We start from the raw sequence: 16,470 nt of genomic DNA, 5'->3' as shown, positions 1-16,470 counted from the left end.
GCCACGCTATGGCCTTTTTCTGTAACCTGTTTTACGGCTTCAATTTTGAATTCTTCTGGATATCGTTTGCTGTTCATAAGCACCTCTTTATTAGTCATTTTGTCTAACTAAAAGGTGTCTATCAAGTAGGTGGCTATTCATGTATCTGTAATTCGTTTAGCCATAACCACAATTAAATAGATGAGAGAATAGAGACCATTGTATAGCAAATTAGTCTGGTGGGGTACCAGGTGGGGTACCAAAATGTTAAATTGGAGTGGAATTTACTGGAATGTATTGGGATGATGGGGTTGGTTATCTATTTGAAATGGTTAGCTTTGTGATTTATCTTGGTTGTTTCTGGGATTTTAATTCAGGTGACCAGGAAACCACTGGATTGCGTTGCTCATTGATTGTTAACTCTTCATTGCTCGGTGCAGGCCATGCCGTTGTGGAACTTAACGGCATGGCGTATACCGAAATCAGTCGTCCAAATGATAGATAGACAACAGTTTACGCTTTTAAAACTGTTGTGAGACGTTTGGACAGCTTATTTGATTGTCAGTTGTTGTGAAGTTTAACGTAACTGGCGGGATACATAAATGTTTTCGGTAGATGACACGAGATAAAGATACAGCGATGAGTCTTTTGTACGAGTCAAAGCATGTTAACTGCAGCGCCGAAGAGGGTAGTGTTTAATAATCACCACGAGATGACTACCTCACAATGAGAGGCGTCGTAATAGATCCAAGCATGACAAGCTCATTAAGAGTGGATGTGACGAAGATTTATTGCTTATTTTGCTCGTCGTTACGCTCAGGCATTTTATGCCAGCTATCGATTTCGCCGTTTTTTTGCATTTCATGCAAAGCTTCAATCAGCTCACTGTCTTGTTGAGCAAAGTAGAGATCTTCTTCGGCTTTACCTCGTAGCTTCATCTTTTGTGTGAAGTCCATATAGCTTCCCCTTCCAATGATGAATTTCACTATAAGTGTAGTCACAGTATCCAAGCACCTCATCGTTAAGTTACAGAATTTTGATCTGGGTCGAGTAAGTAAAAAAGGCCACTTAAAGTGACCTTTTCTTAGCTAGGAAGTGATGACATTAAGGCTTTATATTTTGGTTATGGTGAAAGAAGTTATCAGGATCATATTGACGTTTGATTTCTACTAAGCGCTGATAATTACTGTCATAGGCATCCGTCACGCGTCCGCTTTCTTCTGCTGTCATGAAGTTGACATAGGCACCGGCAGAGGCATAGGGCGCTGTCGCTTTGAAGAAACCCCTAGCCCAATCGATAGAAGCGTCATCTTCAGCTGGTGTTTCCCAGCGGGCATGGACATTGAGGACAAACTTCGCGTCACGGCTGCTGTAGGCCATTGCATCCGAGGCCACGCCGTTGGCGGCTCCCGCTAATTGACCGATGAATATTTCACAGTGTGGAGAGGGAAGGTTACCGGCATACTGGAGCAGCAGATCTAATGCGCCGTCATGTAATTCAGTGAAGTTGTGGGACTTCCAATAGTTACGCATGCCTTCGGTAAGTAGCGGATCAAAGGCCTGTTGCCACGCCGTATAAGGTTGTACACCGATATGCTCGCCGTGTGGTGTGCCGAATTGGCGTAGTGGGGCGAGTAAGCTCTCTCCTTGTGCCAAATCACCTACATAGAAAATCGCTAAAACAATGACCTCTTTACCGTGCACTTCTTCAGGCAGGAAAGGTAGAGGTGGAGCTTGGCGCATCACAACCCAGACGTTGAGATCTTCAGGCGCTGTTTGGGTAAATTCACGGTATTGTTCCAATACCTGCTTGGCTTGTTCAAACGGAAAGACAATTAAGCCAGCCAGTACTTCTGGACCTACCGAATGGAGTTGGAATTCAAATTCGGTCACAATACCAAAATTACCGCCCCCGCCTCGGATAGCCCAAAAGAGATCGCTATTTTCAGTTGCCGATGCGGTTAGTTGTCGACCATCAGCAGTAATGACTTGGGCTGAAACCAAATTGTCGATAGTCATGCCGTATTTACGGGTCAGCCAACCAAAACCGCCGCCCAATGTCAGACCTGAAATACCTGTCGTTGAGTTGATACCGACAGGTGTCGCGAGGCCATGCTGCTGCGCAGCTGCATCAAAGTCTGCCAAGGTAGCACCCGGTTGGACAAGTGCTCTTTTAGTATCTGGAGCGACCGTCACAGCTTTCATTTCCGAAAGATCAATCATGAGACCGTTATCGCAAATGGCGTTACCGGCGATGTTATGCCCCGCACCTCGGACCGTGACTTCGAGGTTCGTCTCTTTGGCATAGTTTAGCGCCGAGAGCACATCTGAGGCATTGCAGCACTGGACGATAACAGCGGGCTGCTTGTCGATCATTGCATTCCATACTTGGCGGGCTTCATCATAGTTATCGTCATCAGGGGTGATAATACGCCCCTGAATCTGGCTGGTGAGGATCTTTTTGTGAGTGTTCATAATGTCAGCTTATATGGCGTAGCCATACGTGATGGGTCTAGACATTACTGTAGTTGCGCGTGGGCATTTTTCCAGTGCACGCTATCTTAGGTAAATGCATTAAGTGAAATAGCCCAAAAGACTACGTAAAGGTAGCCTTTGGTTTTAAAGCTCACGAAAGATGCCTTTCATTAAGAGAGGGTATCTATGCGATCTTGGTGGAGACTGCGATTCGGTTCCATAAATTCATCAGGGAGATTAATGTGATGATTTGAGCCATTTTTTCGTCTGAAAAATATCGTTGCGCGGAAGTATAGGTATCATCACTTACCCCTGAGTTTGAAATATGCGTGATTTCATCACACAGTGCTAATGCTGCCCGCTCTTCACTGGTAAACATTGTCGATTCGCGCCATGCGGTTAAGGCGAACAAGCGCTCAGTTGATTCACCTGCTTTTAAAGCCGATTGCGTGTGCATTTGGATGCAATAAGCGCAACCATTAATTTGTGATACCCGGGTTCTAATGAGTTCTTCTAGCAATGGTTGAAGATTGCTCTCTTTCACATATTTTTCTACTGCAAAAATGGCGTGGTAGGCTTCAGGCTGAGTGTTGTAAATATTCACGCGTTTCATGATGTTCTCTCTGCTAACAATGGATGAGTTTTAGCTTAATCCGTGAACCTCTTTACTTAAATGCTACTATTGCTAATTAACTATTAGCATTTTTGTTATCAATGAAGTTATGACACCAAAGCTTAGTGAATTAGAACTCTTTGTCGCTGTAGCTGAAACCCAGAGCTTTAGTGTGGCAGCAGAGCGTAAGGGTATTGCCCCTTCAGTGGTGAGCAGGACGATCAAAAACCTAGAGCATAGTTTACAGATCACCCTGTTTAATCGAACAACGAGACAGGTTGCGCTAACCTTAGAGGGACGTTGGCTATTAGAAAAGTCGTATACGATTTTGGATGAGCACCAGAATATTCAACATTACTTTTCGTGTGCTCATGAAGAACCGATAGGCGAACTTACTGTTGATGCAGCAACACCATTTGCAATCCATGCTATTGCTCCCTTGTTACCCAAACTTCAATCCAAGTACCCTAAACTTCGGGTGAATTTAGTCAGCAATGAGAGCAATACTGAATTAATTGGGCGCAATATCGATTTGGCTATCCGGATAGGACATCTAAAAGACTCTTCCATTCGAGCCAGAAAAATGGGTGAAACACAAAGAGGGCTATATGCATCACCGCATTATTTGGAGCAATTCGGTGTTCCTGAGTTGATAGAGGACCTAGCTTCTCATCAATGTTTAGGTTTTATGGCCTTCGAACACCTGAATCAATGGCCACTCGTAGACTGTAGCGGGAAGAGGTTCATCGTTACTAACCCAATAGCAACAAGCAATAATGGTGAAACCCTAAAGCAGATGGCGATTAATCATTTTGGAATTGTGTGCTTATCCCAATTTACTGCCGAACATGAAGTTAGGGAGGGAAGATTGATTCCCGTGTTACAGCCATTATGGATTCGAGAAAACATCCCGGTTAATGCTGTTTATTATTCCGAGCAACATCAGAGCATCCGTTTACGGGCGTTTATCGATTTTTTGGTTGAGAATTTGAATTGGTCGTGACAGAAAAAACGCCACATAAGAAGGTGGCGTTTTATGTTGGGTTGAGCTCATGGCTTACTGTTTTGGAGCTGCATCTTTGGCGTTTTCATCGAGAAAAGCCATCACCGCTTTTCGTTCAGCGGGATTAAGCCCTGCTCGTGGGAACATACTTTTAGTAATGCCACGCCACTGCGCTTTGGTGTACTGACGCGGCTCTTTTGCTGAATGGCACAAGGTACAGCGTTGGTAAAACAAGGCTTCACCGGGACTGAGTTCTGCTTGGTGAGCTGCCCCTTCAACAGCTAAGGTAACATCAGTAACCGCAATAGGTGCTGTATTGTGATCGGTTAGCACTTGCGGCGGTTCAAACGCTAAGTTCTTAGATTCAGGATCGCGACAGCGCTGAATAAAGGCTAGGCAAGTATTGGCACTGTTGGCTTGGCTCAACCCACTGCATGCTTGGCTGGAGGTGATCACATTGATCGCGCCGCTGTTGCAACGCCCCTGGCTATCAAATTGCAGCCAAGCGCCTTCTTCCAAACTGATCACGCCGGGCATGATCTTGTCTGACACTTTCGCCCCAGCGATGACCCGGCCACGTTCATTGAATATTTCGACTAACTGCCCGTTACGGATCCCTCGACGCTTAGCATCTTGCTGGTTGATCAGGACATATTGACGCCCTTGTACATTTTCGTATTCACGCACTTTCGCGTTGGCCATTTGCGAGTGCAGTTGCATATATGGGTGTGGACTGACAACATGCACTTGGTTATTTTTTGCATTGCCCAAGTATTCAAACGGGGTTAAGAAGGTCGGCATCGGCGGGCAATCTTTGATGTTAAAATTGGCAATATCTTGGCAAAAAAGCTCGATTTTTCCTGAGGTGGTATGCAGTGGGAATTGGTCGGGTTCGCGGTAAAAATCACCGTGACGGACCCATCCATTGGCACTTTTTGGAACAGCAACAGGGCTATGACCTTGTTGCCAGAACTCTTCAAACGGCATAGTGGCAGACGAGGCACTGTAGGCACGCTTTAATATTTCTGGGTAGGTAAGGCCGTCGGTGAATTTCTCTTCGACGCCGAATATTTCAGATAATCGACGGAAGATCTCATAATCATCCAAACTTTCCCCGTAAGGCTGAATCACCTGACGCATGGCGTAGATTTTGTCATTGCTGTATGTACCGCCTGATGATAAATCGTCTCGCTCAAGCGTGCTGGTGGCCGGTAGAACAATGTCGGCGAAGCGTGAAGACGCGCACCACCAAGGATCTTGGCAGATAAAGGTTTCTACTTGTTTATTGAGTGCTGCAATAAGCTCATTGGTATTTTGTTGGTGAGACAAAAGGTTATTGCCTGCGTTGTACACCAACTTGACGTCAGGATAGGTGTATTCGATACCGTCACGGGTAAACGGTGTACCCGGATGATTGAGCATGTCGGAGATACGAGAGGCTGGGCAGTTCGCACTCACGGGATTCTTGCCCTGCGATAACCCTACAGGCATGGTGCCGCCGGATTGCGGCATACCACCATTGCCGTAGTGCCAACTGAAGCCCACGCCTTCACCAGGCTTACCAATTTTACCGAGCATGGCGGCGAAGTTAATGATCGACCAGTGGGTCATCTCACCGTGATCGGCCCGTTGCAGTGACCAGCCAGCGGCAAACTGGGTTTTATGGCTAGCAAATAGCTGAGTCATTTTAATTATTTCTTCGGCTGGAATACCGGTGATGTCAGCTGCCCATTCGGGAGACTTCACAATACCGTCGTGCGTGCCGAGTAAATGGTCGATGAACTTGTCTATTCCGACGGTATAGCGGGTAAGGTACTCGGTGTCATGCAAGCCTTGCTTGTAGGCATGGTATGCCATGGCGAGGAATAATGCGGTGTCGGTGTTTGGAATAATCTTCACCCATTCGGCATTTAGCTCATCGTCGGTGCGCGTGCATTGAGGATTGATAGAGATAAATTGCATACCGTTATCAGCAAAGCGTTTCCAATGCGGGTACATTTGGTGATCGGCAACCCGAAACTCAATACGGTTGTTCTTCCAAGGATCACAGCCGATCAGGACGAAAACTTCGGTGTGCTCCTCAATAACAGGCCAAGCTGTTTGCGGTGAATAAACCTCCATGTCGCCAATGACGTGCGGCAAAATGACTTGCGATGCACCACCGGAATAATCACCTGTTGTGGTGCTCTGTCCACCAATTAAATTAAAGAAGCGTCCTTGCAATACCTGCGGTCGCATCAACCCCGCATGGGACCAACCGCCATAAGAGCTACTGAAAATGGCTTGGTTGCCGTGGGTTTGTGCCGTGGTCTGAATAGCATCAGCAACTAAGGCTAAAGCTGTTTCCCAGCTAACACGTACAAAGGGCTCTTGGCCGCGTAAATGAGGCTTAGTATCGCCTTTAGGGTTGGCCAAATAAGACTGTCTGACCATGGGGTACTGTACCCGAGTTTTGTCGTATACACGGCTGATAATGCCTTCGGTCAACATCTCTGTTGGCATGGCATCGAGCTCTTTCAATGGCTGTACGCCGATAAGGATGCCGTCTTTGACAACGGCATTAAATGGTCCCCAATGGCTAGCATGGGGAATGATAACGGTATTAGCGTCATCAAAACGGGTTGAAGCGTGAAAGACGGTTAAGCCGCCTGTCGCCGCAACAGCGGTGGCAATAGAGGCTTTGAGGAATGCGCGACGTGAAATAGCCATGATGATACCCGTTGCCTCACTTATCCTGCAGTAAGGCTTTCATAGATGAGATAGGAGAGGGGATAGTATAAATTATTAAGATGCATTTAATATGCTTATTATGTGAAAGTTAGATCTTGAGGATGGATATAATAAAGGTGTGAACGGCAAGAACGTTGCCTTCAAAAATACCCACATAATCTAGGAGAAGGGGAGGTCTCAAGCTGGTAATGCTAGAAGCTCAACCATTCCAATCAAAAGCAAAATGAAGACCTAACCGTATTCGTTTCATTACCTCTATGTGTGCGCGCATTGACGTTAGTTCATTTTTGAGACTGCGTGTTGCTCTACCATGAACGCGATCACTTCATCATTTAAGCAAGATTTACTGACATATTGGCGCTGTTTACCCATATGAAGGATAAAACCTAAATCGCTTTGTTGAAGTTGATCGATTTCTCGCCAGGCGATGTTACGGGTGTTTTTACCGCTTTTATAACTCACGCCATTAGAGTCAACATGAAATACCACTTTGCTGCCAGAGCTCATGCTGAGTGTTTGTCGCCATAACCACCAGGTTCTCTTAAAATAAACACTAAGCGCCTCAATGATACTCAAAACAACAAAGAACCAACCAACGTAACCGTTGGGTAGTAGCTCAAATATTACTAAAATCCCCCCAAAAAGAAGAAAAAGTATTCCTTTTAAGTAGGTTTTTGGAAATTCAGCAGGACGGCTAGTTTGATCATAACACTCTGCAAAAAAGGTCTTGTCGAGGGTGTATTCTGTGGTGAAATCAAAATCTTTAGACATATGTGGCTACTTTGAGGTTTTCTGTGAATGAGTATTGTATAGCTTCTCGGTGCTTTTCTTTAGCTGTTTTGACCCTCTTTTGTAAATCAATAATACCGACAGGGTCTACTCTCACCATAGCCAGTTTGCTATCCAAAGTGGTATTAAATGATGCATTACCAGCTAAACCTAGTGTTTGGTAAAGCTGAGTATACGTACGTATCTTAATTTGAATTGATTCGCTACTTTGCTAATGCGTGGATTCCGATACCGTACACGACAGAATCGCTTGGTGATCACATGCTAGCGGTGATCACAATGCTAGCGGTGATCGTGCTGGCACGCCTGTGGACAAAACCGTGTCAGTGACTTTGCTAAATTAGCATTTGACGGATAATCTGAGGTATTGCAAATCCTCGTATCGATTAGCCAAATCAACTCATCCACTACAGGGTGGCCTATGTCTCCAATTCGATTATTTAATTATTTTTCAGCCTGAAACTTTCTTAATGATTTTTGCTAGATTCTCTTTTGGCTTAGCAGCATTCTCAAATTTCTTCCGGTTCTCACTACTATAAAAATGCTTTAGAGAGCTAACAGATAGGTATGAGTGTCCAGCAAAGGGGTATTCGCGTGCGCGCAAGCAGTAACCGGTGCGCTCGACAAAGTATGCCTTGAACCCACCATACATAGAGTCAGCAAAACGCTCCTCATCGCCTTCGTTTGTCACATCGAAATAATCCACCTCTTTAAGTCGCTTCTTGGTGACAGCGCCCTTGAGAGCTTCATATGGGCGTTTATCTGTATCACAGGCTTCATGAACATGTGGTTGAGATAAAAATTCTAGTAATGCACGACGTGTAAAAAATAGAGGTTCTGACTTCGTTTCAACAAGACTAGCTTCTAGGTTTATTGTCTCGTTAGCTACAACGTAATTTGCAGGTGTAGTCTCACCACGGATTAGTGATTCTACCCAATAAGGTGTTTGGAATGTTTTATCGTGGTAATCAGCCCCGTAGAATACACAACCGAATAGACTTAGAGCTCGTTTAAAGCGTGCTGCATGATCAATCTGCTCAGCGATTTCTTCAGTGCAGAAATACTTAGCTACTAGTGGTTGGCTGATGTGGCTTTCCAGAAGTGCGATTTGCACACCTTTTTTATCACCAAAGATGTTACTACCTTTAGGTGTGATCAGATTTACCTGCGCTCCCATCTCGGCGCGAGCCAAAATCTCCGAATAGTCGTCATCTGTTTGTTCAAACGGAATCTCAAAACGTACGACTCCAGGTTCTTCCTGAATTTCTATATCGGTCTTTAACCAGCTACGATATTCAGAGTCAACGGTTACACGGTAGTACACGTCAACCTGGTAGTTATTTTGCTTTTTAGTGATAAGGGATTTGTCAGTATAGGTTTCTAGCTTATGCACTCTTTGTCCTTTTATTTTCTAAACTGTTTCGTTGGGTCTAGAGTAACCCAGCGTGCCGGGTTATCAATAATGTATACGTTAATCACATCAAACTGCCTCGGGCAGGTGCGATATAACGAGGAAGATTTGAAGCAACTAGCTGCTGATATGTTTAATAAACGGTAGGCCATAAGGCATCAAAATATTTCGCTCTCATTGCGAAATTTTGGCCTCAGATGTATGATTATTATACAATCATATAAGATCAGGGGGCAAAATGACCACAATAATGTTAATCGCGACACCACTTCTATTTGTTGGATTTTGTACACTCAAAGTCGATAGAATCTTTCGTTTAGCGAAATACTTACAAAAGTAAGCGAGCCGATAAACACCCACACATCAAAACGACCATCAAAGGTCGTTTTTTTGTTACCCGCCGAAAGGCTTATAACTACTCAGTTTTATCTTAAAGCAAGCAAAGTCTAAAGTGATTTGGGGCATTTTCGTGTTTCATGCTCCGTCAGCAAGCCTCTGGACAGACGTGAGCTAGAGTTACCGCTCTAGCTCACCGATTTGGCATTAGTAAAAGTAACCTATCAAATCGATAAAAAATATCACAATGAGATATTTCCATCTATCTATAGCTTTAATATGGTTTAATTGGAAGGTAATATACTCTCCCTCGATAATTAGGACTCGTCGTAATTAAAGTTAAAATATTCATTAGAACACAGATTACTTGTGTTAAAACAACAATTAAGCCACCGACTAGTGCTGCTACCATGACCATTAGTGAACGAATACCCAAGTTATTGCGAAAAATCCAGTAAATAGAAAAGCCAAATACAACCAAAAAAGAAATAACCATTACGATATAAAGCCAAGTTAAATCGACAACATTAACGTATTTGTACAAAATGGCAAATATCACTATAACATCAAGGGATGCCCAAAATATAAAGAAATCTTTTGATGAAAGATTCATACCTTCATGGCTACGAAGCAAGGTTCGATTGATGTAGTAGCGTACATTAAGTAACTTATTTAATACATAACCTAACGCAAACCCAAATAGGCGTGCAGCAACAATAAATAGGACAATTGATACTATAATTTCCACGTGTACTCTCTACTATAATTCAAGCGTCAATAGCTTTGCTTAATAATTCAATCAACATGATGAAAATAATTCCTTCTGCCCTAATCTATTGCTAGACCACCAAAACCAATCAATTTATCTTTTATCTGTATTGAAGCTGACAAGATGTAGCCAAATGGGTTTTGTGTCACTGATAACAAGCCAGTGGAGTGTGCATCTGTTTCACAGTTAGATGACAAAACTTTGATGTCATAATGACTTTGTTCTGGATTACTTAGACCAGAGTTTGATGCAATGGAAGTAACTTCACAGCCAGTCAGATGGTGTCTAATTGTAAACCTACGATCCCCTAAATATTCGTAAGATGCATAGCCATCATATTGTATGTAGTTCTTATTCAGAAGGCTATGGTCGTTTGGTATGTCTTCAGTAGGGTAATATACAAATAAGTCAGAAATGTTTATATCAAGTTCTGAAACACTAAATTGAAACGGCAACACCTCTCCTAAATTACCACCAGTGTGAGGGATGCTTATATTTCCAGTGAACTTTTGTGTTCTGCTTGTATCATATACGTAAAACTCATGGTCTATTGCTTCGGTTTTACTTGATACGACTGTAAACCCAGTTAAAGCTATTGGTATACTTCCATCAACGTTTTCGTTATGAGCAACAATCATTGTTCCATTTTTTGTCAAAGTGACACTAAAGGGAGTGGTATCCGTACCATTATCTGTTACATACAAACCAAAATCACTACGAGTAGTGTTACCTGATTCATTTCCACCGCTTGAACTGCCTCCACCGCAACCTGCAAGCGTAGTTGCAATAAACATTGTGGCTACATACTTAGTGCAAGTATTCATTTTACTCAAAACCTCCAAATGGTGCATTAAAATGCATATTATCAGAGAGTGAGAGATGTATAAGCAACTGTTTTAGATGAGTTTATTGTTACGATATGTAATTCAAGTAAGAATATCAATGAGACAAAAATCAGCACCGTTAAGCCGTGCTTGCCTACGACACCAGATACATTGCAGTTATTAGTTAAAGTATGTCAAGTTCATGTTCACACAACTTAGTGATCAGTGCTGCCTAAGTGACAATGGGGCATAAATTTGGTAGCCCGACTGACATGTATGCCTCAACTCACCGCCCTAGATATCGACTATTTTGAGCATTGGTAGCTCATACGGTACTCTTTCTCAGACTGGTCAACGAGCTCAAACTTTGATTTTTGGTATAACTCAATCGCTGCGGTGTTAAGTTTATACACTGTCAAGGTGAGCTCGTTTTCAACTCTTGAATCAAGTACAGATTTTGCTCTTTGAAGCATGATACCTCCAAGTGATCTACCCCTGAATGCTTGCGACACATACATCTGTACAACTTCTAGCGACCTACCCCCCTCCAGAGACAATAGCCCGCATAAACCCACGAGCTTTTCACCGATGAAAGCACCTATCATCGCTCCTTGCTCACTTTCCTCTTCCAGCAACGTTTGAAAGTAAAGTTTATTTAACTCAGACTGCTCTTTAAAGCTTGCCCCGTAGAGCTCTGGGTGCAACTGAAGACTCTCCAGCCTCAGCACTTTATACGCACTACTATCGTTTTTACCAAGTAACCTGCAACTTACCTGCATAATCGTTCCCTTGAATTCAACTCTTAGCTTATTCAATCAGCATTACAGATGGTCAGAATATCTACATAAGGAAAACTAAGTCAAACTCAATGGTTTCTGTAAGCAAAGTTGTGAGCTCTAAACCATAAAGGGGCAGATCTGAGCCAGCTTATGACAGCGGATGGGTTGAACCAATTTTGCTCACCTTAACTACCGTTCATTTGCCTAATTGGCGTTACTCTATGTCTTACTAAATCAATCTTGACCTGTCTATAACTTCATAGTTCATAGTAACTATATTGAGAAGAGGGCGCTACGTGTGTGCTCTTAGAAGGTAAACAGAGAGAAACTATGAAACGTTTAATTTTGACGATGGCATTCTTGGTATTCATGTCATTCAACAGCGTGATGGCTTTAGCCAGCAATAGCGCCGTTAAGTATGGTGTCGCAACCTCTAATGATGCGGAGAAAATCGCTTATAGCGTAACTGAGGGCAAGGGAACTGCGCTTATCTTCATTCACGGTTGGAGTTTAGATAGCAGGCTATGGCAAAACCAAATTGGTTATTTTTCAGAAGAATACAAAGTGATCTCGATGGACTTAGCGGGACATGGACACTCATCGTTTAACCGAAAAGAGTTCACCATGCTCTCTTTTGCTCATGATATTAAAGCTGTGATTGAGAAAGAAAACCTAGACTCTGTCATCTTAGTGGGGCACTCAATGGGGGGCGGAGTTATCGCCGAAGCGGCGAAGCTAATGCCTAATAAAGTGATTGGCATTATTGGTGTCGATACTTCACAGAATGTGGCTATAGAGTTATCACAAGACGACCTTGATCTAATGACCAAACCCTTTGAAGATGACTTTCAACAAGGGATGACAGTATTCGTAAAGGACTCGCTACCACTAGAGGTAGACGAAAAATTGCTTTATTGGGTAACGGAAGATATGGCATCTGCACCACCCGCTATCGCTATCAACCAATTTCGTCATTACTTAGGCCAGTATGTCAGCGGTGAAGCCCGTCGCGTGTATGAGAGTGTTAATGTGCCGGTAGTGCTGGTGAATGCTCGATTATGGCCAACGAACTCGGAAGAGAATAAGAAACACATTAAAGACTACAGTATTTATTATATTGAAGACTCAGGACACTTCCCAATGTTAGAAAAACCTAATGAGTTCAACAAAACCCTGATGGAAGCAATTAAGTCTGTAGAGTAGCCGCCTTGGTGTAATTAACCAATCATTGTGTATGGTGGAATAGTGGTGACTTTGCAAAGTGAGAGCAGCTCAAAGAAAGAATGGGCAGTTGAACAATTATTGCAATTGCTCAACTGCCGAGAATTGTCGGTATTCCGCACTAACCAAAAACAAGCTATCAAGCACCCGTAGGTAAATCGGCGAGTGCTTTTGTACTGGCGGTTCTGATGAACATTCAAGCTCAATTATTTCAAGAACCCTAAATCTTGTACCGGGAAATTAGCTAAGTTTGGAAAGATATGAGCCATTGCACTGTCACTCCTCACTCCCATCCATTTCGCGATTGTCGCACCAATTTGTTCAACGGAAGTCGTCGGAATCATTCGCCCTTTATTGAAATCATTTTCTCCATCAAGGATTAACGATGGCCACTGTCCGTATAACTGTCCACTATTTAATGCGCCGCCCATCACAAGGTGATTACTCGCCCAGCCATGGTCTGTTCCGGTGCCATTGCTCGCTAAGCGTCGACCAAAATCAGACATCGTTATTGTTGTGACTTTATCGCCCAGTCCTGATGCTTCCATTGACTGATTGAACGCGGCAAGCGACTGACTCAAAGCGCTCATCAATTCCGCATGGTCATCCAATTGGTTGGCGTGTGTATCAAAGCCACCTAAGCCAACAAAATAGACTTGCTTCTGATGCCCAAGTTGATCACTCGACTTGATCAATCGCGCGACCGTATGTAGCTGATGACTTAACGAAATATCAGGAAAATGCTCTTCTATCGGCACAGAATCAATCGCCGCTGCTAGCGTATCTCGTATTGAAATTGAAGCATCCTTCACACGATCAAACTCTCGCCCAAACGCCGTCAGCGGGGATAGATTCATCACCTGATCAAAGCTCTTACGGCGCTGAACGTTATTGATGGCATTCACTTGAGGCAGTGATGATGCATTAATAAGGTTAGCACTATGATCGCTGCCATTCAGTAGCTGAGCATACCCATTAAGACTAAACGTTGGGCTAATTGCGTCAGTATCGCTACTGAGCACATCCATCAATCGCCCCGCCCAGCCTAACGTTGTGGTACTGCCAGACCAACCGCGTTGCCATTCAGCTTGTTGTGAATTGTGAGAGAATAAAAAGGGTGGCATCGCGTTTGTTCCATCCTCTAAACCCGCTTTCGTTGAAGGCTCTATCAATACACCGCTGTTCGCAATGGCGACCATTTTGCCACTGTTGAAAAGGCTTTGAACATCGACCATTGATGGGTGTAAACCCAATGTCAGATCTGACCCCGTATTCAACGACAAAGGCAATAATGATGCTTGTGAGATGGCAATATCTGGACGAGCAGTCGCGTACTCATCATAGTGTGCATTATCGTTGGGCACCAACATGTTAAAGCCATCATTCCCGCCAAACAAAAACACACAAACAAGGGCTTTATAATCATTATTTGGCAGCGCATGTGCAGAGCCGGTGCCCATCATCGAGACAAGCGGTGTCGAGGCCATAGCCGCTAACAATTGACGACGTGTAATCATTGGGCTAACTCCTCAATATGAAACTCTTGGCTCGTCACGACAATATAGAGTGCATTGCGGACCTTTAAACTTTGCTGTGTATCGCGAAGATCTTCTAATCCTTCTAGTACGATGCCTCTAAGCGGCTCACTCATTCTTTGAGAAAGCAGACGCCTCTCTATCTCATCGACCAATGCCGAGTGATCATTGGCAATCGCTTCTAAAGGCGCGGTATTAATGACAATGCGATTAGGGTTATCTTCTCCCTCGTAATCTGTTCGGCCAGTTGCTGCCCAAAGCTGATTATTGGTGAGAATAAAGTTGTTCCAGCTCAGAATCTCAAACTCTGGCGCAACGTCATTGGCGGCAGCGATCTCACCATTCGGGGCGTAATCTGGAGAGAAGAAATTGAACACACTTGGCGAGCCAAGTGGAGATTGTCCGTATGACCCAAACGTGCCAATGGAGTTATGGAAGCGCCCCGAAGGATCGGCTGATTTAGCCTCTAAGGCGCGGAAAAAATTGGTCATCGCTATCAACGGCTCTTTCATCTTAACGGGCGATCGCTCATCACCGCTAAGTGCTTCGCTATCAGTAAGAACCCCGCGGATTACCGCTTCAAGATCACCTCTTACTCCCTCACCATTATCGGCGAAGAGTGCACTAACTCGGGCAACATAAGCTGGAGAAGGGTTCGACGTCACCAATCTTTGGATAAGATGCTTACTGATCAACGGGGCGGTGTTCGAGTGATTAAGCAACATATCCATCGCCTGTGCCATATCTTGCTCGGCGGTTTGTCCTTGTGCAAATACCTCTCCCATCACCACCTTTTCTTCATCGTCATGATGCTCAGGATAAGCGACCATTGGCAAGAACCAATTCCCATCCTTAGACCCCCACCATGGTTGGTTTTTCTCTGCGATGTGCCAACCGGTAAAGACGCGTGCAAGGTTTTCAATATCATCTTGCGAGTAAGTTGGAATCAGCTGCCCTTGGCTATCCAGTTGCTCCGTGCCGTCAGGGTTTAATTCATAGAGCCCGATGCTAAACAATTGCATCACTTCGCGTGCATAGTTTTCATCAGGGTAGCGATTACGCTCTGGGTCTGCCTTTTGATTAGCCATCATTGACAAGTAATCACCCATCGCGGCATGCAGCGTCACTGATTCAATCAGATCACGATAATTGCCAAAAGCATGTGTGATGAGCATGTCGTAGTAGTCGGTCATCTCAAGTGCTCGGCCACCCAAGCTAGCGCCATATCGTGAAATCACGAAAATTTCACTCAATGCAAACGCGACACGCTGTCGTAGTTGATCTGGCGCATTCAGGCTGAGATCCCACCAAACTGCCGCGCGATCTGCTTGGTTGTAACTGTCGGTATCACCCTCCAGTGGATACTCTTTCAGACGTGTTGAGTGCAAACTTGGGGCCATAGAAAACTGCTTATCTAGCCAAGCCACATAGCCTAAGTTTGTTAATTCTTGATAGGAGTCCGGTTGAGGACCAAATGTCGACCGATAGAGAAGGTCATAACGTTGATCTTGTGTCAGGGGGATCGGCTCAGGGGGGATAGGAGGCTGAACACCACCATTTCCCGAACCACTTTCACCTCCTCCGCCACATGCCGAGAGCAGTGAAAGACCAAGGAAGCATATACATGATTTGAAGCCACAACGTTTTAACATGGAAAACAACTCAGAAACCTTATTCTGCAGATAATTTTGCCGCACACTAACGAAGATCATCATTTACAGCAATCTAACCCAATATAAACTGTGCGACGGGTTCACATTTGCCAATAAGTTATCAAAATAACTTAAGTCACATCGCTGAATACAATATATGCGTACCCAAATAGCCTCACAAAAGAAAAAGATAGGGGGGACCTATCTCCCGCAAAAGGTGAGATAAAACGAACTTGGTGAGCGAGTAGGGTACATAGTTGAGTACTCTTGCCTTGCGAATTAGGGCGATCCAGCAGAGAGTTGATGTAAGAAGAAAGATAAGATAGCCATAAATTGCCCCTTTCCTCATGAGCA

The 16,470-nt window shown here is 44.1% G+C and carries 15 protein-coding genes; 3 read left to right on the top strand and 12 right to left on the bottom strand.

The features are described from left to right. Nucleotides 1-77: transposase (locus C9I99_RS27400; RefSeq protein WP_244916300.1), on the bottom strand; the 77-nt coding region annotated here is incomplete at its 3' end. A gap of 194 nt (nt 78-271) precedes the next feature. Between C9I99_RS27400 and C9I99_RS05490 the strand changes: the two genes are divergently transcribed. Further along, entirely contained in the window at nt 272-484 is a 213-nt protein-coding gene (locus C9I99_RS05490) for a hypothetical protein (RefSeq protein ID WP_107347798.1), read from the top strand. A gap of 283 nt (nt 485-767) precedes the next feature. Here C9I99_RS05490 and C9I99_RS27150 read toward each other — a convergent pair whose 3' ends face one another. The 3 genes from C9I99_RS27150 to C9I99_RS05480 form a co-directional block, all read right to left on the bottom strand. Next, the gene (locus tag C9I99_RS27150) at nt 768-935 is read right to left on the bottom strand and encodes a hypothetical protein (protein ID WP_166645527.1); all 168 of its coding nucleotides are present in this window, start codon (nt 933-935) and stop codon (nt 768-770) included. A 148-nt stretch (nt 936-1,083) separates the two neighbouring features. Further along, complete coding sequence (locus tag C9I99_RS05485; protein WP_107347797.1) at nt 1,084-2,454, bottom strand: FAD-binding oxidoreductase; 1,371 nt, start codon at nt 2,452-2,454, stop codon at nt 1,084-1,086. A 184-nt stretch (nt 2,455-2,638) separates the two neighbouring features. Continuing rightward, entirely contained in the window at nt 2,639-3,067 is a 429-nt protein-coding gene (locus C9I99_RS05480) for a carboxymuconolactone decarboxylase family protein (protein ID WP_107347796.1), read from the bottom strand. A 109-nt stretch (nt 3,068-3,176) separates the two neighbouring features. Between C9I99_RS05480 and C9I99_RS05475 the strand changes: the two genes are divergently transcribed. Next, nucleotides 3,177-4,070 (top strand): LysR family transcriptional regulator, encoded by an 894-nt coding sequence (locus C9I99_RS05475; RefSeq protein WP_107347795.1) that lies wholly within the window; start codon nt 3,177-3,179, stop codon nt 4,068-4,070. Nucleotides 4,071-4,124: 54 nt separating this feature from the next. Here C9I99_RS05475 and C9I99_RS05470 read toward each other — a convergent pair whose 3' ends face one another. From C9I99_RS05470 to C9I99_RS05445, 6 genes are all read right to left on the bottom strand, one after another. Next, a complete protein-coding gene (locus C9I99_RS05470; protein ID WP_107347794.1) occupies nt 4,125-6,779 on the bottom strand; it encodes a molybdopterin-dependent oxidoreductase in 2,655 nt (884 codons plus the stop codon). Nucleotides 6,780-7,076: 297 nt separating this feature from the next. Further along, the gene (locus tag C9I99_RS05465) at nt 7,077-7,571 is read right to left on the bottom strand and encodes a YcxB family protein (RefSeq protein WP_107347793.1); all 495 of its coding nucleotides are present in this window, start codon (nt 7,569-7,571) and stop codon (nt 7,077-7,079) included. A 469-nt stretch (nt 7,572-8,040) separates the two neighbouring features. Continuing rightward, the gene (locus C9I99_RS05460; protein WP_107347792.1) at nt 8,041-8,982 is read right to left on the bottom strand and encodes a hypothetical protein; all 942 of its coding nucleotides are present in this window, start codon (nt 8,980-8,982) and stop codon (nt 8,041-8,043) included. Nucleotides 8,983-9,610: 628 nt separating this feature from the next. Beyond that, nucleotides 9,611-10,084: a hypothetical protein gene (locus C9I99_RS05455; RefSeq protein ID WP_107347791.1), complete on the bottom strand. Its 474-nt coding sequence runs from the start codon at nt 10,082-10,084 to the stop codon at nt 9,611-9,613. Nucleotides 10,085-10,164: 80 nt separating this feature from the next. Continuing rightward, a complete protein-coding gene (locus tag C9I99_RS05450) occupies nt 10,165-10,899 on the bottom strand; it encodes a hypothetical protein (protein WP_133638298.1) in 735 nt (244 codons plus the stop codon). Between the two features lie 335 nt (nt 10,900-11,234). Then, complete coding sequence (locus C9I99_RS05445; RefSeq protein WP_107347789.1) at nt 11,235-11,708, bottom strand: GNAT family N-acetyltransferase; 474 nt, start codon at nt 11,706-11,708, stop codon at nt 11,235-11,237. A 330-nt stretch (nt 11,709-12,038) separates the two neighbouring features. Between C9I99_RS05445 and C9I99_RS05440 the strand changes: the two genes are divergently transcribed. Then, nucleotides 12,039-12,911, top strand: a complete 873-nt coding sequence (locus C9I99_RS05440; RefSeq protein WP_107347788.1) for an alpha/beta fold hydrolase — start codon at nt 12,039-12,041, stop codon at nt 12,909-12,911. 224 nt (nt 12,912-13,135) lie between these two features. Here the strand turns inward: C9I99_RS05440 and C9I99_RS05435 are convergent, their stop codons facing one another. Further along, nucleotides 13,136-14,446: a DUF1501 domain-containing protein gene (locus C9I99_RS05435; RefSeq protein ID WP_107347787.1), complete on the bottom strand. Its 1,311-nt coding sequence runs from the start codon at nt 14,444-14,446 to the stop codon at nt 13,136-13,138. Then, nucleotides 14,443-16,116: a DUF1800 domain-containing protein gene (locus C9I99_RS05430; protein ID WP_107347879.1), complete on the bottom strand. Its 1,674-nt coding sequence runs from the start codon at nt 16,114-16,116 to the stop codon at nt 14,443-14,445. Before C9I99_RS05430 ends, C9I99_RS05435 begins: the two co-directional genes overlap by 4 nt. Nucleotides 16,117-16,470 lie beyond the last annotated feature (354 nt).

The organism is Photobacterium lutimaris (assembly GCF_003025555.1).
GTDB lineage: Bacteria > Pseudomonadota > Gammaproteobacteria > Enterobacterales > Vibrionaceae > Photobacterium > Photobacterium lutimaris.
Note: the sequence above shows the minus strand (reverse complement) of the source record. Positions and strands in the feature narration are given on the sequence as shown.